Source organism: Ectopseudomonas chengduensis, assembly GCF_900102635.1.
Lineage (GTDB): Bacteria > Pseudomonadota > Gammaproteobacteria > Pseudomonadales > Pseudomonadaceae > Aquipseudomonas > Aquipseudomonas chengduensis.
Map to the genome: position 1 here is coordinate 269,214 of NZ_FMZQ01000003.1, position 26,150 is coordinate 295,363.

Genomic DNA, 26,150 nt, shown 5'->3' on the forward strand with positions numbered 1-26,150 from the left:
TTACCCTTACCGGCCCGCGGCGAGTTGATTGAGGGCGCCAGCCATCCACTGCTGCACGCCATGCATGCTGGCAGCGGAGGTGTCGAGCACCGGTTGCGGGTAAACGCCAAGCAGAATCAGCAGGGCCGCGAGGCCGAGTACCATGGCCAGCTCACGGGCTTTCAGGCCCGGCAGCGGTGCCTCCTGTTGCACCGGGCCGAAGTAGGCGCGGTGGATCATCGCCAGGGCGTACACCGAGCCGAGCACCAGGCCGGTGGCGGCCAGCACCACGATCCAGGGTGCGCCGGGGAAGCTGCCGATCAGGATGAGGAATTCGCCGACGAAGTTGCCGGTGCCCGGCAGGCCCAGCGCCGCAGCGGCGAAGAACAGGCTGATGGCCGGCAGCCACGGCATACGCGCCCAGATGCCGCCCATCTGGCGCAGGTCACGGGTGTGCACGCGCTCGTAGAGCTGGCCGCAGAGGATGAACAGCGCAGCAGCGGACAGGCCGTGGGCGACCATCTGCACCACCGCACCTTGCAGGGCGATCTGGCTACCCGAATAGATGGCGATCAGTACGAAGCCCATGTGCGAGACGCTGGAGTAGGCCACCAGGCGCTTGATATCGGTCTGCGCGAACGACAGCAGAGCGCCGTAGACGATGGCGAACACGCCGAGCCACTGGGCGATGGGCGCGAACTCCGCCGAGGCATTGGGGAACAGCGGTAGGGCGAAGCGCAGCAGGCCGTAGGCCGCGGTCTTCAGCAGAATGCCGGCCAGGTCGACGGAGCCGGCGGTAGGCGCCTGGGCGTGGGCGTCCGGCAGCCAGGAGTGCACCGGCACCACCGGGAACTTCACCGCGAAGGCGACGAAGAAACCGAGCATCAGCAGGTACTCGGTGCCCGGCGCCAACTCGGTTTTCAGCAGGTCGGCATAGTTGAAGCTGAGCACGCCGGTCTGGTTGAAGTGCACGAACACCAGAGCCAGGATCGACACCAGCATGATCAGGCCGCTGGCCTGGGTGAAGATGAAGAACTTGGTGGCGGCGGTGATGCGGGTACGGCCGTCGCTGCCGCTATGACCCCAGAGCGCGATGAGAAAATACATCGGCACCAGCATCATTTCCCAGAAGAAGAAGAACAGGAACAGGTCGACGGCGAGGAACACGCCGACCACGCCGCCAAGAATCCACATCAGGTTGAGGTGGAAGAAGCCGACGCGGTTCTGGATCTCGTTCCACGAGCAGAGCACCGAGAGCACGCCGAGCAGGCCGGTGAGCACTACCATCAGCACCGACAGGCCGTCCATCGCCAGGTGGATGGTGATCCCCAGGCGTGGGATCCAGTCGATGACGAACTCGTGGGCCCAGCGCGGCTCGCCGCCAGGAGCGGGTGCCAGGGTGAAATCACCGCTGACCCACAGCCACAGGCCGAGGCCCAGCAGCAGGCCCATGGTGATCAGGGCGATCCAGCGCGGCAGGACGTGGCCGAAGCGCTCGCCTTGCCAGCACAGCAGGCCGCCGATGAAGGGAATCAGGATTAGCCAGGGCAGAATCATGACAGGCTGTTTTCCTTAACTCAGAAAGAGGATGGCGGCGAGCACCAGCACGGCGCCCCCGGCGATCGAGGCGGCGTACCAGCGCACCTGGCCGTTTTCGCTGCGCACCAGCGTGGCATTACCACCGCGCGCAAGCAGCGGAATCAGGCCGATGCTGCGGTCGATGGGGTCGCGGCGCAGCAGATGGCAGAGCGCAAGGTAGGGGCGCACGAACAGCTTGTCGTAGAGCCAGTCGAAACCCCAGGCAGCGAACCACAGGGCGCTCAGCAAACGACCCGGCGCGCTCTGCGCCACGGCAGAGGCGACGCGACGCTGGCCGAGGAAGAGCAGGGCGGCGATGACGATACCGCTCACCGCGATCAGCCCCGACAGCAATTCCAGGCTGTGCTTGGCCTCGCCACCGGCATGGCCGGCACTTTGTGGCAGCACGCCGGCCAGCGGCGGGGTGATCCAGGCACCGATGAAGGTCGACAGGACGATCAGCACCAGCAGCGGCAGGTTGTGGGCGATGCCATGACCGGCGTGCGCCTCGGTCTTCTGCTCGCCGTGGAAGGCGATGAAGATCAGGCGGAAGGTGTAGATCGAGGTCAGGAAGGCACCGACCAGACCCGCGTAAAGCAGCTCGCTGTGGCCACTGGCGAAGGCTTCCCAAAGGATTTCGTCCTTGGAGTAGAAGCCGGCGGTCAGCAGCGGCAGGGCAGCCAGGGCAGCGCCGCCGACGACGAAGCTGGCGTAGGCCAGTGGCAACTTCTTCCACAGCCCGCCCATCTTGAAGATGTTCTGCTCGTGGTGGCAGGCATGGATCACCGCACCGGAAGCAAGGAACAGCAGGGCCTTGAAGAATGCGTGGGTCATCAAATGGAAGATCGCCGCATCCCAGGCACCAACGCCCAGGGCGAGGAACATGTAGCCGATCTGGCTCATGGTCGAGTAGGCGAGGATGCGCTTGATGTCGGTCTGCACCAGCGCGGCGAAACCGGCCAGCACCAGGGTCACGCCACCGACGATGCCGACCAGCTCGAGAATCTCCGGGGTCAGCAGGAACAGGCCGTGGGTACGGGCGATCAGGTACACGCCAGCGGTGACCATGGTCGCCGCGTGGATCAGCGCCGACACCGGAGTCGGGCCGGCCATGGCGTCGGCCAGCCAGGTCTGCAGCGGCAGCTGGGCAGATTTACCGACCGCGCCGCCCAGCAGCATCAGCGTGGCAAGCCACAGCCAGGCGTCACCGGCCACGTATTGCTGCGGCGCCAGCACCATCAGCTCCTGGATGTTCAGGGTGCCGAGGTTGAGGAACAGCAGGAACAGGCCAATCATCAGGAACACATCGCCGACGCGGGTGACGATGAACGCCTTGAGCGCGGCGTTACCGTTGGGTATGTGCTTGTAGTAGAAGCCGATCAGCAGGTACGAGCACAGGCCCACGCCTTCCCAGCCGAAGAACAGCACCAGCAGGTTGTCGCCGAGCACCAGCAGCAACATGCTGAAGATGAACAGGTTGGTGTAGGCGAAGAAGCGCGAATAACCTTCTTCACCGCGCATGTACCAGCTGGCGAACAGGTGGATCAGAAACCCTACGCCGGTGACCACGCCGAGCATGGTCACGGACAGGCCGTCCAGATACAGGGTGAAGCTCGGCGCCAGGCCTTCGACGCTCATCCACTGCCACAGGGTCAGGCTGTAGGCGCCGCCGGCCGGCGGATTGCCGAGGAAAGCGGCGGTCACCCAGGCAGCGCTGGCGGCGGCCAGGCCGATGGAGCCGACGCCGATCAGCGCACTGGTGTTTTCCGAGAGGCGCCCGCGCGAGAAGGCCAGCAGCAGCCAGCCGAGCAGCGGGAAGAATAGAGTCAGGGCTAGAAGGTTCATCCGCGCATCTCGCTGGCAGCGTCGATATCCAGAGTGTTGAAGCGGCGATACAGCTGCAGCAGGATTGCCAGGCCGATGCTGGCCTCGGCGGCTGCCAGGGTGATCACCAGAATGAACATCACCTGGCCGTCAGCCGCGCCCCAACGGGCGCCGGCGACGACGAAGGCGAGCGCAGCGGCATTCATCATCACTTCCAGGCTCATCAGGATGAACAGGATGTTGCGCCGCACCATCAGGCCGACCAGGCCAATGCAGAACAGCACGCCGGCCAGGGCCAGGCCGTGTTCGAGTGGAATACCGGTCATGCGGTGGGCTCCTTGGCGTCGTGGCGGCCCAGGTGGTAGGCAGCGACCAATGCGGCGAGCAGCAGCATGGAAGCCAGTTCCACCGCCAGCAGATAGGGGCCGAACAGGCTGATGCCGACGGCCTTGGCTTCGACTGTGGTGTGGCCGATATGGGCGTCGCTGACGTGGTTCAGCAGCACATAGAGCAACTGGCCGAGCAGCAAGGCGCTGAGAATCGCCGGGCCGACCCAGATACCGGGCGTCAGCCACTTGCGCTCCTGCTCGGCAGCAGCCGGGCCAAGGTTGAGCATCATCACCACGAAGACGAACAGCACCATGATGGCGCCAGCGTAGACGATGATTTCCAGCGCGCCGGCGAAGGGCGCACCGAGGGCAAAGAACACCATCGACACCGCCAGCAGCGAGACGATGAGATAGAGCAGGGCATGCACCGGGTTGGTGTTGGTGACCACCCCGACCGTTGCGGCCACCGCCATACCGGCGGAGAAATAGAAGGCAAATTCCATCAGAAGCTCCTCATTGCACCCCGCTCCCGCATACGGGAGAGGGGCTGGGGGAGAGGGTAAGAACGAGTCATGGCAACAGCCCCTTGACGTTGATCGGCTCGGCCTCGTTCTGCGCGGCGCCCTTGGGCTTGCCGGCGATGGCCATACCGGCAACGCGGTAGAAGTTGTAGTCCGGGTTCTTGCCGGGGCCGCTGATCAGCAGGTCTTCCTTCTCGTACACCAGATCCTGACGCTTGAACTCGCCCATCTCGAAATCGGGGGTGAGCTGGATCGCGGTGGTCGGGCAGGCTTCTTCGCACAGGCCGCAGAAGATGCAGCGCGAGAAGTTGATGCGGAAGAACTCCGGGTACCAGCGACCGTCGTCGGTTTCCGCCTTCTGCAGCGAGATGCAGCCCACCGGGCAGGCCACGGCGCACAGGTTGCAGGCCACGCAGCGTTCCTCGCCGTCGGGGTCGCGGGTCAGGACGATGCGGCCACGGTAGCGCGGCGGCAGGTAGACCGGTTCTTCCGGATATTGCAGGGTGTCGCGCTTGCGAAAGCCATGGCTGAACACCATGACCAGGCTGCGCAGTTGGGTGCCGGTACCGACCAGCACGTCCCATATGTATTTGAACATTCTGTGGTTCTCCTTACTGGGCCGTGGCCAGCACGACGGCGCCGGTCACCAGCAGGTTGATCAGGGTCAGCGGCAGGCAGAACTTCCAGCTGAAGGCCATGACCTGGTCATAGCGCGGGCGTGGGATCGACGCACGCAGCAGGATGAAGATCATGATGAAGAAGGCCGTTTTCAGCGCGAACCAGAAGAACGGAATCTGCGGCAGGATGCCGAACGGGCCGTGCCAGCCACCGAAGAACAGCGTTACCAGCAAGGCCGACACGGTGACGATGGCGACGTACTCGCCGACGAAGAACATGCCCCATTTCATCCCGGCGTATTCGATGTGGTAACCATCGGCCAGCTCCTGCTCGGCTTCCGGCTGGTCGAACGGGTGACGGTGGGTCACCGCAACGGCAGCGATGAAGAAGGTACAGAAGCCGAAGAACTGCGGAATGATGAACCACAGATTCTGCGCCTGGTAATCGACGATGTCGCGCATGTTGAACGAGCCGACCTGCGCCACCACGCCCATCAGTGCCAGGGCCAGGAACACCTCGTAGGAGATGGTCTGGGCCGAGGCACGCAGGCTGCCGAGCAGGGCGAACTTGTTGTTGCTCGACCAGCCGGCGAACAGCACGGCATAGACCGAAAGACCCGCCATGGCGAAGAAGAACAGGATGCCGATGTTCAGATCCGCCACACCCCAGGTCGGGGTGATGGGGATGATGGCGAAGGCCATCAGCATCGCCGAGAAGGCGATCATCGGTGCCAGGATGAAGATGAACTTGTCGGCGAACGGCGGCGTCCAGTCCTCCTTGAAGAACATCTTGATCATGTCGGCGGCGATCTGGAACATGCCGAACGGCCCCACACGGTTGGGGCCGTAGCGATCCTGCCACCAGCCGAGCAGGCGCCGCTCGACGAAGCTCAGCAGCGCGCCGCAGACCACCACCACCAGCAGGATGACGATGGCCTTGAGCACAGCGATGACGATCTCGATCAGTTCGGGCGTCAACCAGCTCATTGCGCGGCCTCCTGCAGCAGGGTCACGCTGGCACCGGCGACTGCTGCCGGAATGCCTGGCAAACCAACCGGCAGGCCGACCAGGCCGACGGCCAGATCATCACGCACCTGCAGCGGCAGGCGCAGCGCCTGGCCGTTGACGCGCAGGGCCAGCAGCGCGCCGTCGTTCACCCCCAGGCGTGCTGCTTCATCGCGGGCCAGGGCCACGTAAGGCTCGGGCATACGCTCCTGAATCGGTTTGGCGCGTGCGGAGTTTTCCTCGCTGCCGAACAAGTGGTGCAGCGGCGCCACCTGCCAGGTGCCGGCTGCCGGGTTGAACGCTGCATTCACCGCGAACCAGGGCAGGACGTTACCGGCGGCTTCGAGCAGGCGCACGCCGGGGTCGCCGGCACGCAGATGACCACCGACCTCGTCCTGGAACTTGTTCCAGGCCTGCGGTGAGTTCCAGCCCGGCGACCAGGCGAACGGAATCTGTTGCCGATCTTCCTTGCTGCCGGCGTAGCCTTCCATGGAGAAGGCGAAGGCCGAATCCTGATCCTGCGGCTGACGCGGCTCGTGCACGCTGATATTGGCGCGCATGGCGGTACGGCCGCTGTAGCGGTGCGGCTCGCGGGCGAGCTTGAGCCCCTTGATGCGGAACGAGGCGCTAGGCGCGGCGTCCTTGATGCCGGACAAATGCGGATTGCTGGCGGCGCAGGCCGCGGTGACCTGATCCAGTTGCGTCCAGTCCACGGCTTTGCCCTGCAGGGTGCTGTGCAGGGCGTGCAGCCAGCGCCAGCCTTCGCGGATCAGGATGCCCGCGTCGTAGTAGCTCGGCTCATAGACCTGGAAGAAGCGCTGGGCGCGGCCTTCGAGGCTGACCAGGGTGCCGTCGCCTTCGGCGAAGGAGGCCACCGGCAGCAGCAGGTGGGCGCGTTCGCTGGTGTCAGTGCGCTGGTGATCAGCGACGATCACCGCCTGCGCGGCGCTGAGCGCGGCTTCGACCTTGGCCGCATCGGCGCGGCGGTACAGGTCGTTTTCCAGCACGATCACGGCATCGGCCTGGCCGTTGCTCAGAGCACCGAGTGCGGCATCGACGGAGTCGCCACCGAGCAGGGCCAGCCCCAGGCTGTTGGCCTCAGGCACCACCAGGCTCAGCGAGCCGTTCTTCTCGCGGTTCTTCAGCGCGCTGGCGATATTGGCGGCGGCTTCGATCAGGGCCTTGTCGCCCAGGGAGGCTCCGGAAACGATCAGCGGGCGCTTGGCATTGATCAGGGCATCGGCGATGCGCTGCACCAGTTCGCCGGCTTCGGCGTCCAGGCCGTCGACGGCCGGTGCGCTCGGGTCGATGGCGTGGGCCACGGCGAAACCGATACGGGCCAGGTCGGCCGGGGCAGCGTGCACGCACTGCTCGGCGACATCATCCAGGCGGGTTTCGCCGACGCTGGCGATAAACAGCGGGTGCAGAGCGTGCTGCGCAACGTTCTGCACCGCTGCCATGTGCCAGTCCTGAATACGTGCACCGGCAGCGATCTCGGTGGCCTTGCCCTTGACGGCTTGACGCAGGGCCAGGGCCATACGCGCGGCGGTCTGGGTCAGGTCTTCGCCGAGGACGAAGATGGCGTCATGCAGCTCGACGTCGCGCAGGGTCGGGGTCGGCAGCGGGCCGTTTTGCAGGATGTCGCGGATCAGGCGAATATTGGCCAGTTCGCTGGCAGCAAGGCCGCTATAGAAGTTGTCGGCACCGACCAGTTCGCGCAGGGCGAAGTTGGATTCCAGGCTGGCGCGCGGCGAGCCAATGCCGATCACGCGCTTGCCCTTGAGCAGCTCGGCGGCCTTGTCCAGCGCGGCATCTATGCTGATGGCCTGGCCAGCCAGCAGCGGCTGACGTGGGCGATCTTCGCGGTTGACGTAGCCATAGCCGAAGCGGCCACGGTCACAGAGGAAGTACTGGTTCACCGAGCCGTTGAAGCGGTTCTCGATACGGCGCAGCTCGCCGTAGCGCTCACCGGGGCTGATGTTGCAGCCGCTGGAGCAGCCATGGCAGATGCTCGGGGCGAACTGCATGTCCCACTTGCGGTTGTAGCGCTCGGAGTGGGTCTTGTCGGTGAACACGCCAGTCGGGCAGACCTCGACCAGGTTGCCGGAAAACTCGCTTTCCAGCGTGCCGTCCTCGACGCGGCCGAAGTACACGTTGTCGTGCGCGCCGTAGACGCCCAGGTCGGTGCTGCCGGCGTAGTCCTTGTAGTAGCGCACGCAGCGATAACAGGCGATGCAGCGGTTCATCTCGTGGGCGATGAACGGGCCGAGTTCCTGATTCTGGTGGGTACGCTTGGTGAAGCGGTAGCGACGGGTGTTGTGCCCGGTCATCACCGTCATGTCCTGCAGGTGGCAGTGACCACCTTCCTCGCACACTGGGCAGTCGTGCGGGTGGTTGGTCATCAGCCATTCGACGACGCTGGCGCGGAACGCCTTGGACTCCTCGTCGTCGATGCTGATCCAGGTGTTATCGGTGGCGGGCGTCATGCAGGACATGACGATGCGACCGCGGGTGTCGTTCTCGTCGTTGTACTGCTTGACCGCGCACTGGCGGCAGGCGCCGACGCTGCCAAGCGCCGGGTGCCAGCAGAAGTAGGGGATATCGAGTCCAAGGGACAGGCAGGCCTGCAGGAGGTTGTCTGCACCATCGACTTCGAAATCTTTGCCGTCTACGTGGATAGTGGCCATTTCTTCAGTCTTCGTTTACCCGCTTCAGAAAAGCGGCTGGCTAAGGGAATTCGTCTGTTCAGCTCGCTCTTGCCGGCATGCGGGGCGTGGTCGCCACCTTGGCCACACCGGCCTCGAACTCTTCACGGAAATACTTGATGGCACTGCCCAACGGCTCCACGGCGCCTGGCGCGTGAGCACAGAAGGTTTTGCCCGGGCCGAGGAAGTTGACCAGGCCGAGCAGGGTGGCGATGTCCTCGCGTGTGCCTTCGCCGCGCTCGAGGGCACGCAGGATCTTCACGCTCCAGGGCAGGCCGTCGCGGCACGGCGTGCACCAGCCGCAAGACTCGCGGGCGAAGAACTCTTCCATGTTGCGCAGCAGCGAGACCATGCTGATCGAGTCGTCGACTGCCAGCGCCAGGCCTGTGCCCATACGGGTACCGACCTTGCCGATGCCGCCGGCGTACATCTGCGCCTCAAGGTGTTCGGGCAGCAGGAAGCCGGTGCCGGCACCGCCCGGCTGCCAGCATTTGAGCTGGTAACCATCGCGCATGCCGCCGGCGTAGTCCTCGAATAATTCGCGGGCGGTGATGCCGAACGGCAGCTCCCACAGACCGGGGTTCTTCACCTTGCCGGAGAACCCCATCAGCTTGGTGCCGTGGTCTTCGCTGCCCGGGCGGGCGAGGCCCTTGTACCAGTCCACGCCCTGGCCGACGATGGCCGGCACGTTGCACAGGGTTTCGACGTTATTGACGCAAGTGGGCTTGCCCCATACGCCGACAGCAGCCGGGAAGGGCGGCTTGGCCCGTGGGTTGGCGCGGCGGCCTTCCAGCGAGTTGATCAGCGCGGTTTCCTCGCCGCAGATGTAGCGACCGGCGCCGGTGTGCACGAACAGCTCGAAATCGAAGCCGCTGCCAAAAATGTTCTTGCCCAAGAGGCCGGCGGCCTTGGCTTCCTCGATGGCGCGGTTGAGGTTGGCGGCGGCGTCGACGTACTCGCCGCGCAGGAAGATGTAGCCGCGATAGGCCTTCAGTGCGCGCGCGGAGATCAGCATGCCTTCCACCAGCAGGTGTGGCAGCTGTTCCATCAGCATGCGGTCTTTCCAGGTGTTGGGCTCCATTTCGTCCGCGTTGCACAGCAGATAGCGGATGTTCATGGATTCGTCAGCCGGCATCAGGCCCCACTTCACGCCGGTGGGGAAGCCTGCGCCGCCACGGCCCTTGAGGCCGGATTCCTTGACGGTCTGCACGATGTCGGTCTGGGCCATTTCGGTCAGTGCCTTGCGGGCGGCCGCGTAACCGTTCTTCTGCTGGTATTCCTCCAGCCACACCGGCTGGGCGTCGTCACGCAGGCGCCAGGTCAGCGGATGGGTTTCTTCGCTGCGGGTAATGCGGTTGGCTGGGCCGATGGAGGTCAGAGTTTTCATTGGTAGTCCTCCAGCAGCTTGGCGACACCGTCGGGTTGAACATCGCCGAAGGTATCGTCGTCGATCATCAGCGCCGGGGCCTTGTCGCAGTTGCCCAGGCAGCACACCGGCAGCAGGGTGAAACGCTCATCGCTGGTGGTCTGGCCAAGGCCGATGCCGAGCTGCTTCTGCATCTCACTGACCACCGATTCATGGCCGCCGATGTAGCAGGTCATGCTGTCGCACACGCGAATCACGTGGCGGCCCACCGGCTGGCGGAATATCTGGCTGTAGAAGGTGGCCACGCCCTCGACGTCGCTGGCGGGAATGCCGAGGATCGCGCCAATGGCGTCAGCGGCGCCGTCTGGCACCCAGCCGCGCTGCTTCTGCACGATCTTCAGCGCTTCGATGCTGGCGGCGCGCGGGTCTTCGTAGTGGTTCATCTCGTGCTCGATGGCCGAGCGCTCGGTTTCGCTGAGAACGAAACGGTCTGTCTGGATAAGCGTATTCATGATCAGCGGTCCACGTCGGCCATGACGAAGTCGATACTGCCCAGGTAGGCGATCAGATCCGCCACCATGCTGCCGCGAATCACCGAGGGGATCTGCTGCAGGTGGGCGAAGCTGGGGGTGCGAATCCGGGTGCGGTAGCTCATGGTGCTGCCGTCGCTCGTCAGGTAGTAGCTGTTGATGCCCTTGGTCGCCTCGATCATCTGGAAGGCTTCGTTGGCCGGCATGACCGGGCCCCAGGAAACCTGCAGGAAGTGGGTGATCAGGGTTTCGATGTGCTGCAGCGTGCGCTCTTTCGGCGGCGGCGTGGTCAGCGGGTGATCGGCCTTGTACGGGCCTTCCGGCATGTTCTTCAGGCACTGGTCGATGATGCGGATGCTCTGGCGCATCTCTTCCACGCGCACCATGCAGCGGTCGTAGGCGTCACCATTGGCCGCCAGCGGCACCTCGAACTCGAAGTGCTCGTAGCCGGAATAGGGGCGCGCCTTGCGCAGGTCGAAGTCGCAACCGGTGGCGCGCAGGCCGGCACCGGTGGTGCCCCATTCGAGCGCTTCCTTGGTGTTGTACTGCGCCACGCCGATGGTACGGGCCTTGAGGATGCTGTTCTTCAGCGCCGCTTTCTCGTACTCGTCGAGACGTTTGGGCAGCCAGTCGACGAATTCCTTGACCAGCCCGTCCCAGCCGCGTGGCAGATCATGGGCGACGCCGCCGATACGGTACCAGGCCGGGTGCAGGCGGAAACCGGTGATGGCCTCGATCACCTTGTAGGCACGCTGGCGGTCGGTGAAAGTGAAGAACACCGGCGTCATCGCGCCGACGTCCTGGATGTAGGTGCCGAGGAACAGCAGGTGACTGGTGATGCGGAAGAACTCGGCGAGCATCACGCGGATGAAGTCGACGCGGGCCGGCACCTTGATACCGGCGAGTTTCTCCACCGAGAGCACGTAGGGCAGGTTGTTCATCACCCCGCCGAGGTAGTCGATGCGGTCGGTGTAGGGGATGAAGCTGTGCCAGCTCTGCCGTTCGGCCATCTTCTCGGCGCCACGGTGGTGGTAGCCGATCTCCGGCACGCAATCGACGATCTCTTCGCCGTCTAGCTGCAGGATGATGCGGAACGCGCCGTGGGCGGAGGGGTGGTTGGGGCCGAGGTTGAGGAACATGTAGTCCTCGTGCTCGCCACCGCGTTTCATGCCCCAGTCTTCCGGGCGGAAGCGCGCGGCTTCTTCTTCCAGTTGCTGTTTGGCCAGGGTCAGGCTGAACGGATCGAATTCGGTGGCGCGCGCCGGGTAGTCCTTGCGCAGCGGGTGACCTTCCCAGGTCGGCGGCATCATGATGCGGCTCAGGTGCGGGTGGCCGGTGAAGGTGATGCCGTACAGATCCCAGACTTCGCGCTCGTACCAGTTGGCGTTGGGCCAGATGCTGGTGGCGGTGGGCAGGTTGAGGTCGCGCTCGGACAGGGCGACCTTGATCATCACGTCACTGTTACGCTCCAGCGACATCAGGTGATAGAACACCGTGAAGTCGGCGTCCGGCAGGCCGCGACGCTGGGTACGCAGGCGCTCGTCGACGCCATGCAGGTCGTAGAGCATCACATAGGGGCGTGGCAGGTTGCGCAGGCAGGTGAGCACTTCGATAAGGCGCTCACGGGCGACCCAGAGAACCGGCATGCCGGTGCGGGTCGCTTGCAGGGTGAAACTGTCGTCGCCAAAACGGGCGCGCAGTTCGGCGACGACGTCCTGGTCGTCAGCCTTGTAAGGCGGTATGGACACAACGGTGTCTTGAGTCATGGTCTCGGTCGCTGTCGATCAACGTAGAAAGTGGGCGTGACGCTTGCGCAGGCAAGCATCGGCTCAGACTTCGTCGGGGCTACGCAGGTTGGTAACGGCGATTCGCTGCTCGCGTCGCTGTTCCTTCTGCGAAGGCATTTCGGCACGGTAGATGCCTTGATCGCCAACGACCCAGGATAGCGGGCGGCGCTCCTGGCCGATGGATTCCTGCAGCAGCATCAAGCCTTGCAGGAACGCCTCCGGACGGGGCGGGCAGCCGGGAATGTAGACGTCCACGGGGAGGAACTTGTCCACGCCCTGAACGACCGAGTAGATGTCGTACATGCCGCCGGAGTTGGCGCATGAACCCATGGAGATGACCCACTTGGGCTCCAGCATCTGCTCATAGAGACGCTGGATGACCGGCGCCATCTTGATGAAGCAGGTGCCGGCGATGACCATGAAGTCGGCCTGGCGGGGTGATGCGCGAATGACCTCCGCACCGAAACGCGCCACGTCGTGCGGGGCGGTGAAGGCGGTGGTCATTTCCACATAGCAGCAGGACAGGCCGAAGTTGTACGGCCACAAGGAATTCTTGCGCCCCCAGTTGACCGCGCCGTTAAGCACGTCCGAGAGCTTGCCCATGTAGATGTTCTTGTGAACCTGGTCCTCTAGCAGCGGGTCGGAGACGACCTCCCGCTGGCCGATCGGATACGCCTCGTTGGGCGCATTCGGGTCGACCCGAGTAAGTTTGTATTGCATCGCCAAAGCCTCATTGTTTTAGCTTCGCCTGCCGTTCACGACGTCCCTGCGGTGCCCAATCGAGCGCGCCGATACGCCAAAGATAGACAAGACCTGCCAACAGAATTGCTATGAAAACTGTAGCTTCGATCAGGCCCGCCCAGCCGCTTTCGCGCACCGAGACTGCCCAAGCGAAGAGATAGAGGGCTTCAACGTCGAAGATCACGAAGAGCATCGCGACCAGATAGAACTTGGCTGACAGGCGCAGACGCGCGCTGCCGGTAGGAAGCATGCCCGACTCGAAAGGCTCGTTCTTGCTACGTCCCCAGGCTTTGCTGCCGAGCAGACTGGAAACGCCGAGCATGAAGGCGATGAGCCCGCAGACACCCAGCAAGAACACAGCGAAAGCCCAGTTATGGGACATGGTCGTTACCGCATCAGGCATGCCGGTACTCCTTGGATTAAGGAACGGCTTTTAATCTATTAAGCGACCAGACACCGTCGAGGGCGTTGGCGCGAAGTGTGTATACAATACTATGCGTAGACCAACTGTAAGTAAATTTTTCAGAGAAAAATTATTCCTGAAATTCGATCATTTCTGATTGATTTGTCGCATCGGTGTAATTCTGAAGCGAGCCGTATGGGCTGGCGTTTCAGGACTATAGCTGATGACTCTGCTCTGGCAATTTCAAGGCGCATTCATCCGGCTAATTTGCCTCATTTCGCAGCGTGATTGCCCTCAGCGAGATGAGCAATTCGCTGCCACTTTGGTGTTAAGGCGAAAGCATCGAATGGCTTCCCGGATTCTCAAAGCGTATAGCCGGCGGCATGGCTTATCACCAAATGTTATTCATCTCCAGGTGCTGTCCAACTGATCTTGTACTAGCGTGCATGAATCGCCGCGCGGCGATGCGCAGTTGATCGAGCAGTGCCCACCATCCGCTGGGTCTGCGAAGTTGCCCTGCCTGGGTATGCCGACCCTTCGTACGAATAACAATATGAGGGGTTTTGCCATGCCTGTTGTCCAGTCGTTGCCACGTATTGTCCCAGCCGTTCTGTTGCTAGCCCTGAGCGCGCCTGCCAGCGCGGAATTGGGTGATTACAGTTTCTGGCAGAGCTTGAGCAACCTGGTGTCGCCGCCCAGGGCCGATAACCCGGTGACGCCTGCGCAGCGTGTGGGGCCGTATCCGTTGTTGGCCAATCCGAGTGGTTTCAACAGCGGCTTCAATCCCGGCAATTACTACGGCTGGCAAACGATTCAGATGGCGCCGCAGACCGGTGCGGTGTGCGGCAATGGCTCGCCTTACAAGTTCTTCATCAATCGTGTGCCGAACACGCGCAATACCATCGTTTATCTGGAAGGTGGTGGTGCCTGCTGGGATTACGCCAGCTGCAGCGGGCAGAGCGGCATCCGCGGTGCGCGCAACCCCGATGGCATCGCCGACGACTACATGTCGCTGCTCAATCCGGGCGCCAGTCTGGTGAGTCCGTTCGTCGTGCGTCTGCACCCCTGGACGCGCGTCAAGACGCAGAACTGGAACATGGTCTATGTGCCGTATTGCACGGGTGACATCTACTCCGGTGACAAGGTGGCGGTATACGAAGACCCGCAGGGGGTAAATCCCCCGCTGGTGTGGCACCACAACGGCTTGCGCAACATGCGCGCAGTGGTGGGGTGGCTGAAGGATAATCTGCCGCGGCCGACCCAGATGCTCACCACGGGATGCAGTGCAGGCGGCGCGGGCAGCCTGACCAACTACGCCAACCTGCGCCAGGACATCGCGCCGAACCGGGGTTACCTGATCAATGATTCCGGGCCTGTCTATACCGCGCTGGCTGGCGACAACCAGGCTTATCCTTCCTATCCGTTGCAGACCCTGATTCGTCAGGCCTGGGGTCTGGATGCTGCACAGGGGCCGTTGCAATACCTGCAGGCGCGCCTGCCAGGCTTCAACAGCAACGATCTGGGCAGCCTGTATCCGGCGCTTTCGAGCAATCTGCCTGGTGATCGCATGGGGCATACGCATTTCTGGCAGGACCTGAACTATTCGTCCTATTCCTACGAGCGCTTCTACCCTGAGATCGTCAACGCGCCGAATCAGGCTACCAAGGAAGCACTGATCAAGCAGCGCTGGGCAACGGATACCACGCGTCTGCGCAGCCAACTGGCGAGCCTGGGCAATGTCGGTGGTTATTTCCCGCAATTCCGTAACGTCAACGAAAGCCACTGCACCAGCATCATCGAGTTCGCCAACTCCGATATCCAGGAGCAGAATCTGCAGCTGGACAACTTCGTCAGCAGTGTTCTCGATGGCAGTGGGCAGGTACTGGATGCTTCGGAAAGCAGCGATGTGGCTGACCGCAACAAACCATTCAATCTGCTCTATTACCTGCTGGACCAGTTGCTCTGAAGCGGCGCGAAAGCAACGCGGCGGCAGCTTGGGTTGTCGCCGCGTTCAGCCATCCGGAGTTTGTTGGTAACTGCGCTCGCGAGCTTCTTGCAGGCGTTGCCTGAGGTATTGATCGCGAGTGAGTCCATGGGGAATATTCTGCAGGCCGAGCACTTCTTCGACGATATTTCTTTCCTCGGCCTTGTAGCGTTCGAAGTTCGGGTCAGATCGTTGCGCCAGTTTGGCCTCACGCTCAGCGCTGATGGCCTGGTAACGCTTGATCAGTGCTTCAGCGCGTCTCTTCTGCTCGGCTTCGTCTTCGCTGACTGCCTTGATCAGGGCGATCTGCAACAACAGGGACTCGCTCAGCGCCAATTCCCCTCGCTGCTCCAGTGCATCGACGCCCTCACTCAACGCTTGCGCTTGTGCTTCGCGACTGCTGCTGTCGAGTTCCGTGGCGTTCTCGATGAACCCTCTGTAGCGCTGATGAAAATCCAGGCGGCGTTCCTGTTGCTGGACTTCGGGCCTGGCCAACAGGTGCATTTGCTCGGGGCTCAGATCGGCTGGAGCTGGCGAGGCGCTGCCTTGCGCGGCCGGTTGCACTTGCGTTTGCTCTGATGGTGAGGTGGCAGGCTCTTCGGCATTGGGGCGTTGCCAGTACCAGGCGAGTGTCATGCTGCCAATCAGAATGCAACTGCCGAACAGCAGAATGGAGCGGGGCATGAGCAGTCCTTGCGCGAGTCGATTGCCTTCCAGCTTAGAAGTTGCAGTCGCGTTTTGCCTGTCCATGCAGCGAATGGAGGGCCTGCCCTCTCGTCGTGGGTGAGAGGGCAGGTGTCTGGATCAGAACAGCGGCTTGCCGTCTTCGCGCGTGACGATCACGGTGGCCGAGCGTGGGCGGCGACCGGGGCCGTCCGGCCAGGTGCTGCGAAAATCCGTCGGAGTCGAGCCTTCACCCGGGTGCTGGATGTTGACGAACAACGTACGGAAGTCCGGTGTGGCGGTGATGCCGGTGACCTCGCAGCCTACGGGGCCGACCAGAAAGCGCTTGACCTCGCCGGTGGTGGGCTCGGCCACCAGCATCTGGTTGTTGCCGAAAGGGCCGCTGGCGAGCTGGCTGCCGCTCATGTCGGTCTGGATCCACAGGCGGCCTTCGTCGTCGAACCACAGGCCGTCCGGGCTGGCCAGGCGGTTGTCGGCGGTCAGCGGTCTGCCGTTGGGGTCGAGGCTGTCGTTCTCCGGCCCGGCCAGCAGGAACAGGCTCCAGACGAATTCACGGCCAGCATAGTCGCGGCTCTGCTCACGCCAGCGGATGATGTGACCGAAGGCGTTGGCCGGGCGCGGGTTGGCTGCATCAGCGACGGTGCGCGAACTGTTGTTGGTGAGGGTGAAGTAGACGTCGCCGTTGTTCGGGTTTACCGCCCCCCATTCCGGACGATCCATCTTGGTGGCGCCGACGATGTCGGCAGCCAGGCGGGTGTTGATCAGTACCTCGCCCTGGTCGGCGAAGCTTACCCCGGCAGCCCTGCAGGCGGCCTGGAAGGCCTTGTCCTTGATGTCCAGGGCCAGCCAATCCCCCTTGCCGTTGGCCTTGAAGCGCGCCACGTAGAGAGTGCCCTCGTCGAGCAGACTGCCGTTGCTGCGACCCGGTACGTACCTGCCGCGGCTGACGAACTTGTAGATGTACTCATTCTGCGAATCGTCGCCGGAATAGCAGACCACTGGACTGCCCGGTTTGACCGGGGCGAATACCAGGCCTTCGTGGGCGAAGCGGCCCAGTGCAGTGCGCTTGACCGGGGGCGATTCCGGCGCGAAGGGATCGATCTCAACGATCCAGCCGAAGTGGTTCGGCTCGTTGCGATAGTCGCCTGCAGCCTCGGCGGCCAGGCGGGTGGCGTTGAAGCGCTGGAATTCGTCGCCGGACAGGTGATCCCAACCGTAGCGGCTGGCGCTGCCGACACCGTAGCGGGTCATTTCACGCGGGCGCTCGGCATCGCCGCTGGCGAAATAACCGGCCCAGTTTTCCTCGCAGGTCAGGTAAGTGCCCCAGGGCGTGAAGCCGTTGGCGCAGTTGTTCAGCGTGCCGCGGGTGGCGGTGCCGTCGGGGCTGTAGCGAGTCCGGAGCAGGGCGTGACCGCGTGCTGGGCCGCTGATCTGCATCGGTGTGGCGCCCGTGATGCGGCGGTTGCGGGCGCTGGGCAGCACCTCCCATTGGCCGCGCACGCGGCGCACTTCTACCACCGAAACGCCGTGGGCGTTGATTTCCTTGCGCACTTCATCGGCGCTGCTGCGCTTGCCGCCGACCAGGGTGGGGCCATTGGGGTGCAGCAGCGGTGCGTCGATGTACTCGTGATTGAGTACCAGCAGGCCGTGGTCGCTCTTGTGACCGCCACCGCGCTGACCGTCGATGGGGAAGAAGTGCATGCCGTCATGGTGCATGCCGATCTGGTCAGCCTGATCGGCGGCACTGTTGCCGGCGTTGTCGAGGAATGCCGGGAAGCTGCCACGAATCGGCGTGCCCCAGGGGATGAAAGTGGTGGCTTTGTAGCCGGCTGGCACGGTGATGGTATCGGCACGGGTAACCGCCACCGGATTGAACGGCAGGCGCTTGCTGCGTTTCTTCAGGCGTTCCAGCAGCTCCTTGAGCTGGTCTTTGAGCGGGTTGTCGGCGGCCTCGGCACTACCGGGCATGGCGACGCCGAGAAAGCCCATGACGCCGAGCGCAGCGCCGCCGGCGACCACCTGGCGGCGGCTCAGGCCGGCTTCGATCAGGTCATTGATATGAGGATTGCTGGAGGCGTTGCTGAGCGGTTCATCGCCATTGCCGAATAGCACGTTTTGCTCTTGTTCATTGCGCATGGAGGGCTCCTTGTCAGGCTGATCGACGGAGTCATGACGCTAACCAAGGAAAACGACGGAATAGTGACAGCGCCTGTGCGCCATTGCACAAAACTGCTCGGAGGGGCAACGACCATCCTCTGTTTGGCGCCGCTTCATCAGGTGTGGCAAGGCCGTGCAGGGCAGGCAGTGCAGGCGTTTGCGGTGATATTGATGCGCGGGACGTACCCTGCGCCCAGGCATAAAAAAACCCCGGCAAAGCCGGGGCGGATTAGGCAAACAGGCTGCTGCGGATGCGTGGTCCGCAGCAGGAGAACCGTTCTTAGTGGAACTGGTTCATGGTGTTGTCTTTACCGCTCGCCTTCAGAGCTGCTTCGCCAGCGAAGTACTCCTTGTGGTTGTCGCCGATGTCGGAGCCAGCCATGTTCTGGTGCTTGACGCAGGCGATACCCTGACGCAGTTCCTGACGCTGCACGCCCTTCACGTAGGCCAGCATACCCTGGTCGGCGAAGTAGCCCTTGGCCAGGTTGTCGGTGGACAGTGCGGCAGTGTGGTAGGTCGGCAGGGTGATCAGGTGGTGGAAGATGCCGGCGTGGGCCGAACCGTCGCGCTGGAAGGTACGGATCTTCTCGTCGGCAATCTGGGCCAGTTCGGTCTCGTCGTACTCGACGCTCATCAGCTTGGCGCGGTCGTAGGCGGAAACGTCCTTGCCTTCGGCAACCATGGCGTCGAACACCTGCTGACGGAAGTTCAGGGTCCAGTTGAAGGACGGGCTGTTGTTGTACACCAGCTTGGCGTTCGGGATGACCTGGCGGATGCGGTCAACCATGGCCTTGATCTGGCCAACGTGCGGCTTCTCGGTCTCGATCCACAGCAGATCGGCGCCGTTCTGCAGACTGGTGATGCAGTCCAGTACGCAGCGGTCTTCGCCGGTGCCAGCACGGAACTGGAACAGGTTGGACGGCAGGCGCTTGGGACGCAGCAGCTTGCCGCCGCGGTTGATCACGACGTCGCCGTTGCCCAGGTCGGCAGCAGACACTTCTTCGCAATCCAGGAAGCTGTTGTACAGGTCGCCCAGGTCGCCCGGCTCGTTGGTCACGGCGATCTGCTTGGTCAGACCGGCACCCAGGGAGTCGGTACGTGCAACGATCACGCCGTTGTCGATGCCCAGCTCGAGGAAGGCGTAGCGAACGGCAGCAATCTTGGCGAGGAAGTCGGCGTGAGGAACGGTCACCTTACCGTCCTGGTGGCCGCACTGCTTCTCGTCGGAAACCTGGTTCTCGATCTGGATGCAGCAGGCGCCTGCTTCGATCATGCGCTTGGCCAGCAGGTAGGTGGCTTCCGGGTTACCGAAACCAGCGTCGATGTCGGCGATGATCGGCACGATATGGGTTTCGTAGTTGTCGATCTGGTTCTGGATCTCGGCAGCCTTGGCCTGGTCACCAGCTGCACGAGCAGCGTCCAGGGCGGTGAACAGCAGATCCAGTTCGCGGCTGTCGGCCTGACGCAGGAAGGTGTACAGCTCTTCGATCAGGTCGGAGACGGCAGTCTTCTCGTGCATCGACTGGTCCGGCAGCGGGCCGAAGTCCGAGCGCAGAGCAGCGACCATCCAGCCGGACAGGTAGAGGTAGCGCTTGTTGGTGGTCTTCAGGTGCTTCTTGATCGAGATCAGCTTCTGCTGACCGATGAAGCCGTGCCAGCAACCCAGCGACTGGGTGTAGACGGAGGAGTCGGCGTCGTACTCTTCCATGTCCTTGCGCATGATGTCAGCGGTGTACTGAGCGATTTCCAGACCGGTCTTGAAGCGGTTCTGAGCGCGCATACGGGCGACGGACTCGGGGTTGATAGCGCTCCAGCTGCTGCCGAACTTCTCTTTCAGAGCGGCTACAGCCTTGATGTCGTTTTGATATGCGGACATGGTCAATCCTTCAAAAAATGTGTTGGTTGAGCACCGACTACCCACGCAATGCGTGCACGGATGCAGCGGCTGCGGGAGGCTTCCACTTTGACGGCGAGAATACGGCTGGGGCGAGGATTGACCGCGAGGAGGGGGGGATGTGGCGAACAGTTCGGGCGCTTGGCGTGGGCTGGTTGGCTCGTGGAAGCCTTGGGCACCTGCTGGGCTTTCGATCTGTCTGACGCTAAACGCTTCCCCGTCCCTCAGGACAACTTCGTTCCAGTCGCAACCTCGTCGTACGGCCTTGTGGGCTGTTGGGACACGGACCGTTGCGAAGTACTTCGCGGGCGGTCTGGAGATCCTTTTCAGGACCCCTGGCTAGCGGGAGCGAGGCCATCATGCCTCTGGGAAAATGCTTCGTCAAACGTTTTGTAGTGGTTTTTTAAAACTACTACATATTCAGTAGGCGACTGGCTGGTCACGCTCGGCAGCCCATGGGATGGGCGTTTCAGGCATTTCGCGGGTTGCGTGAGTTGTCCATCGTTCTTGCGAGGGAAAGGCATTCGACTTTGGTCGGGGTGTCAGTCGATCGCTTCGACCTTCAGGCGCAGCGACATGTCCTCGCGGCCCTGGGTAGTGTGTCGGCGCAACACGTCACGGCCGCTGGAGCTGGTTTCCTCGCTGACGCCACCCAGGGTAATCCACTCGCCGAGTCGGCCGCTGACGCGGGTATCAGTGCTTTGCACATCGATCACGCCGGGGTGGCTGTTGCTGACGCGATCGCGTTGGCTGCTGATGGCAACGTGGACCAGTTCGCCAGAGAGGCTGGCCGTTACGTAGAAGCCGCGGGTCACGTCGCGGTAATGGGTATCCTGGTAGACCTGGCCGTAAGGGCCGGTACTGGTGGTGGTCAGCGGCACGCTCTGGCCGACCTGGATCAGCGCTGGATAACCTTCGGTGGCTTGTACCTGCTGGGTGCCGCCACCACGGCTGTCGGTGCTGCGGCGGATGATGCGCACCTGGTCGCGACCGTTCACTTCGCCGCGGCCGACCTGTACTTCGGCATTGCCGGCACTGAGCGTGCCATCGACGCGATAGCCGCGGTCGTTCTGGTAATTGCTGTCGGCGCTCTCCACGGTGATCAGCAGGCGACGCGGGCGGGTGTCGAGTTGCTGCAACAACACGCGCACTTCACCGATCTTGGCCGGTGACGCATTGACGATCAGTTGGTTGCCATAGGCGCTGACCTTGCCCTCGTTGCCGAGCATCGACTGCACCACGCCGAGTACGTCATCGGCAGTGCGGTAATTCAGTGGGATTACCTCGGTGGCCGCTTGCAGCGGCAGGCACAGGCCGAGAAGCAGGGCGGCGAACAGCGTGCGCAGGGTCATAGCAGAAAGCTCCGCAGATCAGGGTCGGTGATGCTGGTATCCCAGGCCTGGTCGAACTGGGTTTGGCGTTGGCGCACGCGCGCCGGATCGTTGTACAGGGTGTAGCCGGATTGTTGATCGAGTTCAGGTCGCACGAACAGGCCTCTGTCATCGGCGATCAGGAAGGCCAGTTCCTCGTTGGCGTAATCCGGATTGAGTTTGCGGATATGCAGGTTGGAGGACAGTCGGCGTGACAGGGCGAGCAGGCGATGACCTTCCTTCACGGCGCGGGTCGGATCGCGCAGCAGGATGCGCAGGCGCGCTCGTGGGCTGCTCAGCAGGAATCGGGTACAGGCCTGTTGCACGCTGCTGTGGTGATAGAGCCAGGGTTCCAGGTCATCGCTGTACAGGCACAGGTTGCGCTGCGCCTGCTGGATCAGGGCGAGAACGTGAGCGCGCGCTTGCTGGGGCTGGCTGAAGCGCTCCAGGCGCTCGTGCTCGCCCAAGACGAAGGGGGCCGGCTCCCATTGCGCCGCATCCGGCGTGATGGGGGCGGGGTTGTGCACGGCAAAACGCCCCGGCGACTCGAATTGGATAGCCGCCAGTTCAATGGGATCTGGCGTATCGATCGGTTCGACCGGGGCGTCTTTGTCGTTCATCGTGCTCTCTACTGGCTGGTGCGCACCATATCCACGTGCGGTATGCCAGCGTCGAGGTACTCGTCGCTGACAATCCTGAAGCCTAGCCTTTCATAGAACGGCGTGGCGTGCACCTGAGCCGTGAGCATTTGCTGATGCAGGCCGCGCTTTTCCGCTTCGGCAATCACCGCCTGCATCAGTTTTTCGCCCACTTTCAGGCCGCGCCAGTCCTTGAGCACCGACACGCGACCGATATGGCCGTCGGGCAGCAGGCGTGCGGTGCCGACCGGGTAATCGCCTTCCTCGGCGAGAAAGTGCACGGCGTCGGTATCCTCGGCGTCCCACTCCAGTTCTGGCGGCACCGATTGCTCGGCGACGAACACGCTGTCGCGGATACGACGAAGCTCGACATTGTCCCTGTGCCAGTCCGCGACTCGGACGGAGATCTCACTCATCGGCAAATCCCAGGCTGCCTTGCTTGACCAGTTCCCATAGCAGGGTACGCCCCTCGTCGTCGGCCAGCCAGGCGCCGAGGTTTTCCACATGTAACGCATCGGCGCTGCAGATCAGCTTCAGCAGCTCACGCAGGCGGGCCGACACCAGACGGCTCTGGCCGCTGGCGAACAGCACCAGATCTTCGCCGACTTCCGACCAGGCCATGCGTGCGCTGGGGTTGCGGATGAGGATCGCGCCATCTTCCAGTGCGCCAAGGAAGTCTTCTTCCTCGATCTCGATGCCGGCGACCAGCTCCGGGTACTTGGGCTCGGTCATGAACTGGCCGAACCAGGTCATCAGCAGACGTTCGTCACCCATGTGCTCATTGAGCAGGGCCTTGAGGCGCTCCAGGGCGTCGCGCTGGATCTGGTTGGGATCCTCGCTCGGCTGGATGTCGGCATCGCTGTAACGCTCTTCGTCGGGCAGGAACTGGCCGAGGAAGTCGGTGAAATGGGTCAGTACTTCGGCGGCGCTCGGCGCGCGGAAGCCCACGGAATAGGTCATGCAATCATCCTCAGCGGTGCCACAGTGGGCGAGGCATGGCGGCAGGTAGAGCATGTCGCCGGGTGCCAGCACCCATTCATCGGTTGGTTCGAATTGAGCCAGGATCTTCAGATCGGCGTGGGGGAGCAGCGGGCTGTCGGCATCGCACATCTGGCCAATTTGCCAGCGGCGATGACCATGAGCCTGCAGCAGGAATACGTCGTAGTTGTCGAAATGCGGGCCGACGCCGCCACCGGGGGCAGCGAAGCTGATCATCAGATCGTCGATGCGCCACTTGGGCAGGAATTTGAAGTCTTCCAGCAGTTCGGCCACTTCCGGGACGAACTGGTCGACGGCTTGTACCAGCAGGGTCCAGTCGCGCTCGGGCAGATCCTGGAAGGTGTCTTCGTTGAACGGACCGCGCTGCAGCTCCCAGGGGCGCTCGCCATGCTCGATCACCAGGCGCGACTCGACTTCCTCTTCCAGCGCCAGGCCGGCCAGTTCGTCCGGGCTGATCGGGCTTTCGAAGTCGGGAATGGCCTGACGCACCAGCAGGGGTTTCTTCTGCCAGTAGTCGCGCAGGAATTCACGGGCTGTGAGGCCACCCAGCAATTGCAGCGGAGTATCAGGATTCATCAGTAAGCCCTTGAAATAGATAAAAACCTTAAAACAAAAACGCCCGGCTCAGCCGGGCGTCCTCGAGGCTGGTATGGCTCAGATGCGTTTAGCCTGGGCCACGGCGTTACCGATGTAGCGCGCCGGGGTCAGTTGCTTGAGCTCTTCCTTGGCGGCGGTCGGCATGTCCAGGCCGTCGATGAAGGCCAGCAGGGCCTCGGGGCTGATGCCCTTGCCGCGGGTTAGCTCCTTGAGCTTCTCGTACGGGTTCTCGATGGCATAACGGCGCATGACGGTCTGGATCGGCTCGGCGAGCACTTCCCAGCAGGCGTCCAGGTCTTCAGCGATTTTCTGAGCATTGAGCTCCAACTTGCTGATTCCCTTGAGGCTTGCCTCGTAAGCGATGACGCTGTGAGCGAAGCCGACACCCAGGTTACGCAGCACGGTGGAGTCGGTCAGGTCGCGCTGCCAGCGGGAGATCGGCAGCTTGCTGGCCAGGTGCTGGAAGATCGCGTTGGCGATACCCAGGTTGCCCTCGGAGTTTTCGAAGTCGATCGGGTTGACCTTGTGCGGCATGGTCGAGGAGCCGATTTCGCCGGCCACGGTCTTCTGCTTGAAGTAACCGAGGGAGATGTAGCCCCAGACGTCGCGGTCGAAGTCGATCAGGATGGTGTTGAAGCGGGCGATGGCGTCGAACAGCTCGGCGATGTAGTCGTGCGGCTCGATCTGGGTGGTGTAGGGGTTCCAGCTCAGGCCCAGGTCACCTTCGATGAACTGGCGGGCGTTGGCTTCCCAGTCGATGCTCGGGTAGGCCGACAGATGCGCGTTGTAGTTGCCCACGGCGCCGTTGATCTTGCCCAGCAGCGGTACAGCCGCGACCTGAGCGATCTGGCGCTCCAGTCGGTAGACGACGTTGGCCAGTTCCTTGCCCAGGGTGGTCGGCGAGGCCGGCTGGCCATGGGTGCGCGACAGCATCGGCACGTCAGCGAACTTCACCGCCAGCTCACGGATGGCGTCTGCCAGTTGTTTCATCAGCGGCAGCAGGACGCTGTCACGGCCTTCGCGCAGCATCAGAGCGTGGGACAGGTTGTTGATGTCCTCGCTGGTGCAGGCGAAGTGAATGAACTCGCTGACCTTGTTCAGTTCTGGCAGCTTGGCGGCCTGCTCCTTGAGCAGGTACTCCACGGCCTTGACGTCGTGGTTGGTGGTGCGCTCGATTTCCTTGACGCGCTCGGCATGCTCGACGGCAAAGTTCTCGGCCAGCTCGTTGAGCAGGGCGTTGGCTTCGGCGGAGAAGGGCGCGACTTCCGGGATGCCTTCGTGGGCAGCCAGGCGCTGCAGCCAGCGCACTTCGACCAGTACGCGGCTACGGATCAGGCCGTATTCGCTGAAGATAGGGCGCAGGGCGCTGGTTTTGCCGGCGTAGCGGCCGTCGACGGGGGAAACCGCGGTGAGCGAGGAAAGCTGCATGTAGGCGTTCTCGGGCTGTCGGGCTGAAAAGCCATCCTGGATCGCTGTGCATCGCGCCGGCTTCGATGAAGCGGGCGCTAGCTCAGGTGCCGGGACGACCTCTGACGAAAAGGGCGCATATCATACATGAAAACCGACGCTTGGCCGCCTATGCCCTGCGTCTTGCTACCGATAACAGACTGGCGGCAAAGATCAATGCTGCACCGAGCAGCGAAAGCGTGTCTGGCGTCTCGCCCCAGAGCAGCCAGGCGATGATGCCGGCGAAGACGATGGCCAGGTAGGCGACCGGGCCGATCAGCCCGGGCGGCGCCAGGCCATAGGCGCGCGACATGATCACCTGGCTGGCGGTGGCCAGCAGGCCGATGCCCAGCAGCCAGCTAAGTTGCGTGGAGTCGAGCGGTTGCCAGCTCCAGGTCAGCGGGATGGCGGAGAACAGTGCACTGAACAGCGAGAAATAGAAGACGATGCGCGTGGCCGGTTCGCTGTCGCTCATTTCGCGGATGGAGACGAAGGCGAAGGCGGCCAGCAGGCTGGCGGCCAGGCCAAACAGCGCGGGCCCCTCGAACAGGGCGGCGCTGGGCTTGGCCACCAGCAGTACCCCGCACAGGCCGATCAGGCTGCTGATCAGCATGCGCCGCGTCAGCGGCTCCTTGAGCCAGATATGTGCGATCAGCGGGGTAAATACCGGCGCCGAATAGGTGAACAGCATGGCGTCGGCCAGTGGCAGGTGGGCGATGGCGTAGAAGAAGCAGTACATCGCCGCCAGGCCGTAGGTGGTGCGCCACAGATGGGATTTCAGCCGTGTCGTGCGCAGAGGACGAACACCGCGTACCAGCAGCAGCGGCAGAAAGAACAGCACGCCGACCAGATTGCGGAAGAACACCACCGACTCGTTGTTGACGCTGACGGATATCTCGCGGATGCCGACTCCGGTAAAGGCGAACAGCAGCGCCGAGAGCGCCAGCAGCAGGGCACCCTGAAGGGGTTTTACGCTGCGGCTGGCGGGCTCCATGG

The 26,150-nt window shown here is 63.1% G+C and carries 22 protein-coding genes; 1 reads left to right on the forward strand and 21 read right to left on the reverse strand.

The window, feature by feature from the left end; all coding sequences use genetic code 11:
- Positions 1–6: 6 nt before the first annotated feature.
- The 12 genes from nuoM to BLS08_RS07990 form a co-directional block, all read right to left on the reverse strand.
- Positions 7–1,536, reverse strand: coding sequence for an NADH-quinone oxidoreductase subunit M (gene nuoM, locus BLS08_RS07935; protein WP_055985538.1), 1,530 nt, complete (start codon positions 1,534–1,536; stop codon positions 7–9).
- A gap of 15 nt (positions 1,537–1,551) precedes the next feature.
- A complete protein-coding gene (gene nuoL, locus BLS08_RS07940; RefSeq protein ID WP_055985541.1) occupies positions 1,552–3,402 on the reverse strand; it encodes an NADH-quinone oxidoreductase subunit L in 1,851 nt (616 codons plus the stop codon).
- A complete protein-coding gene (gene nuoK / locus BLS08_RS07945; RefSeq protein WP_003460477.1) occupies positions 3,399–3,707 on the reverse strand; it encodes an NADH-quinone oxidoreductase subunit NuoK in 309 nt (102 codons plus the stop codon). The genes nuoL and nuoK overlap by 4 nt, the downstream gene beginning before the upstream one ends.
- Positions 3,704–4,213: an NADH-quinone oxidoreductase subunit J gene (gene nuoJ / locus BLS08_RS07950; RefSeq protein ID WP_055985544.1), complete on the reverse strand. Its 510-nt coding sequence runs from the start codon at positions 4,211–4,213 to the stop codon at positions 3,704–3,706. The genes nuoK and nuoJ overlap by 4 nt, the downstream gene beginning before the upstream one ends.
- Before the next feature lie 67 nt (positions 4,214–4,280).
- The gene (gene nuoI / locus BLS08_RS07955; protein ID WP_017677093.1) at positions 4,281–4,829 is read right to left on the reverse strand and encodes an NADH-quinone oxidoreductase subunit NuoI; all 549 of its coding nucleotides are present in this window, start codon (positions 4,827–4,829) and stop codon (positions 4,281–4,283) included.
- A 13-nt stretch (positions 4,830–4,842) separates the two neighbouring features.
- Positions 4,843–5,835, reverse strand: a complete 993-nt coding sequence (gene nuoH / locus BLS08_RS07960; RefSeq protein ID WP_045733231.1) for an NADH-quinone oxidoreductase subunit NuoH — start codon at positions 5,833–5,835, stop codon at positions 4,843–4,845.
- Positions 5,832–8,540: an NADH-quinone oxidoreductase subunit NuoG gene (gene nuoG / locus BLS08_RS07965; protein WP_055985547.1), complete on the reverse strand. Its 2,709-nt coding sequence runs from the start codon at positions 8,538–8,540 to the stop codon at positions 5,832–5,834. The genes nuoH and nuoG overlap by 4 nt, the downstream gene beginning before the upstream one ends.
- A gap of 58 nt (positions 8,541–8,598) precedes the next feature.
- Positions 8,599–9,945, reverse strand: a complete 1,347-nt coding sequence (gene nuoF / locus BLS08_RS07970) for an NADH-quinone oxidoreductase subunit NuoF (protein WP_055985550.1) — start codon at positions 9,943–9,945, stop codon at positions 8,599–8,601.
- Positions 9,942–10,436, reverse strand: a complete 495-nt coding sequence (nuoE, locus tag BLS08_RS07975; RefSeq protein ID WP_055985553.1) for an NADH-quinone oxidoreductase subunit NuoE — start codon at positions 10,434–10,436, stop codon at positions 9,942–9,944. Before nuoE ends, nuoF begins: the two co-directional genes overlap by 4 nt.
- A gap of 2 nt (positions 10,437–10,438) precedes the next feature.
- Entirely contained in the window at positions 10,439–12,220 is a 1,782-nt protein-coding gene (gene nuoC, locus BLS08_RS07980; RefSeq protein WP_055985555.1) for an NADH-quinone oxidoreductase subunit C/D, read from the reverse strand.
- A 63-nt stretch (positions 12,221–12,283) separates the two neighbouring features.
- A complete protein-coding gene (locus tag BLS08_RS07985) occupies positions 12,284–12,961 on the reverse strand; it encodes a NuoB/complex I 20 kDa subunit family protein (protein WP_013715478.1) in 678 nt (225 codons plus the stop codon).
- A gap of 10 nt (positions 12,962–12,971) precedes the next feature.
- Positions 12,972–13,385, reverse strand: a complete 414-nt coding sequence (locus BLS08_RS07990; protein ID WP_013715479.1) for an NADH-quinone oxidoreductase subunit A — start codon at positions 13,383–13,385, stop codon at positions 12,972–12,974.
- Positions 13,386–13,953: 568 nt separating this feature from the next.
- Here BLS08_RS07990 and BLS08_RS07995 point away from each other — a divergent pair.
- Entirely contained in the window at positions 13,954–15,351 is a 1,398-nt protein-coding gene (locus BLS08_RS07995) for a pectin acetylesterase-family hydrolase (protein WP_055985558.1), read from the forward strand.
- 45 nt (positions 15,352–15,396) lie between these two features.
- Here the strand turns inward: BLS08_RS07995 and BLS08_RS08000 are convergent, their stop codons facing one another.
- The 9 genes from BLS08_RS08000 to BLS08_RS08040 form a co-directional block, all read right to left on the reverse strand.
- Positions 15,397–16,053, reverse strand: a complete 657-nt coding sequence (locus BLS08_RS08000; protein WP_055985566.1) for a hypothetical protein — start codon at positions 16,051–16,053, stop codon at positions 15,397–15,399.
- 120 nt (positions 16,054–16,173) lie between these two features.
- A complete protein-coding gene (locus BLS08_RS08005) occupies positions 16,174–18,189 on the reverse strand; it encodes a PhoX family protein (protein ID WP_017677085.1) in 2,016 nt (671 codons plus the stop codon).
- Between the two features lie 301 nt (positions 18,190–18,490).
- Complete coding sequence (locus tag BLS08_RS08010) at positions 18,491–20,086, reverse strand: isocitrate lyase (protein ID WP_017677084.1); 1,596 nt, start codon at positions 20,084–20,086, stop codon at positions 18,491–18,493.
- Between the two features lie 560 nt (positions 20,087–20,646).
- Positions 20,647–21,456 (reverse strand): secretin N-terminal domain-containing protein, encoded by an 810-nt coding sequence (locus BLS08_RS08015; protein WP_017677083.1) that lies wholly within the window; start codon positions 21,454–21,456, stop codon positions 20,647–20,649.
- A complete protein-coding gene (locus BLS08_RS08020; protein WP_017677082.1) occupies positions 21,453–22,094 on the reverse strand; it encodes a DUF7931 domain-containing protein in 642 nt (213 codons plus the stop codon). Before BLS08_RS08020 ends, BLS08_RS08015 begins: the two co-directional genes overlap by 4 nt.
- Positions 22,095–22,102: 8 nt before the next feature.
- On the reverse strand, positions 22,103–22,528 hold the full coding sequence (locus BLS08_RS08025) for a GNAT family N-acetyltransferase (RefSeq protein WP_017677081.1): 426 nt from the start codon (positions 22,526–22,528) through the stop codon (positions 22,103–22,105).
- Complete coding sequence (locus BLS08_RS08030) at positions 22,521–23,687, reverse strand: ribosomal protein uL16 3-hydroxylase (RefSeq protein ID WP_017677080.1); 1,167 nt, start codon at positions 23,685–23,687, stop codon at positions 22,521–22,523. The genes BLS08_RS08025 and BLS08_RS08030 overlap by 8 nt, the downstream gene beginning before the upstream one ends.
- Before the next feature lie 78 nt (positions 23,688–23,765).
- Positions 23,766–25,136: an adenylosuccinate lyase gene (purB, locus tag BLS08_RS08035; RefSeq protein ID WP_017677079.1), complete on the reverse strand. Its 1,371-nt coding sequence runs from the start codon at positions 25,134–25,136 to the stop codon at positions 23,766–23,768.
- Between the two features lie 148 nt (positions 25,137–25,284).
- Complete coding sequence (locus BLS08_RS08040; RefSeq protein WP_017677078.1) at positions 25,285–26,148, reverse strand: DMT family transporter; 864 nt, start codon at positions 26,146–26,148, stop codon at positions 25,285–25,287.
- Positions 26,149–26,150 lie beyond the last annotated feature (2 nt).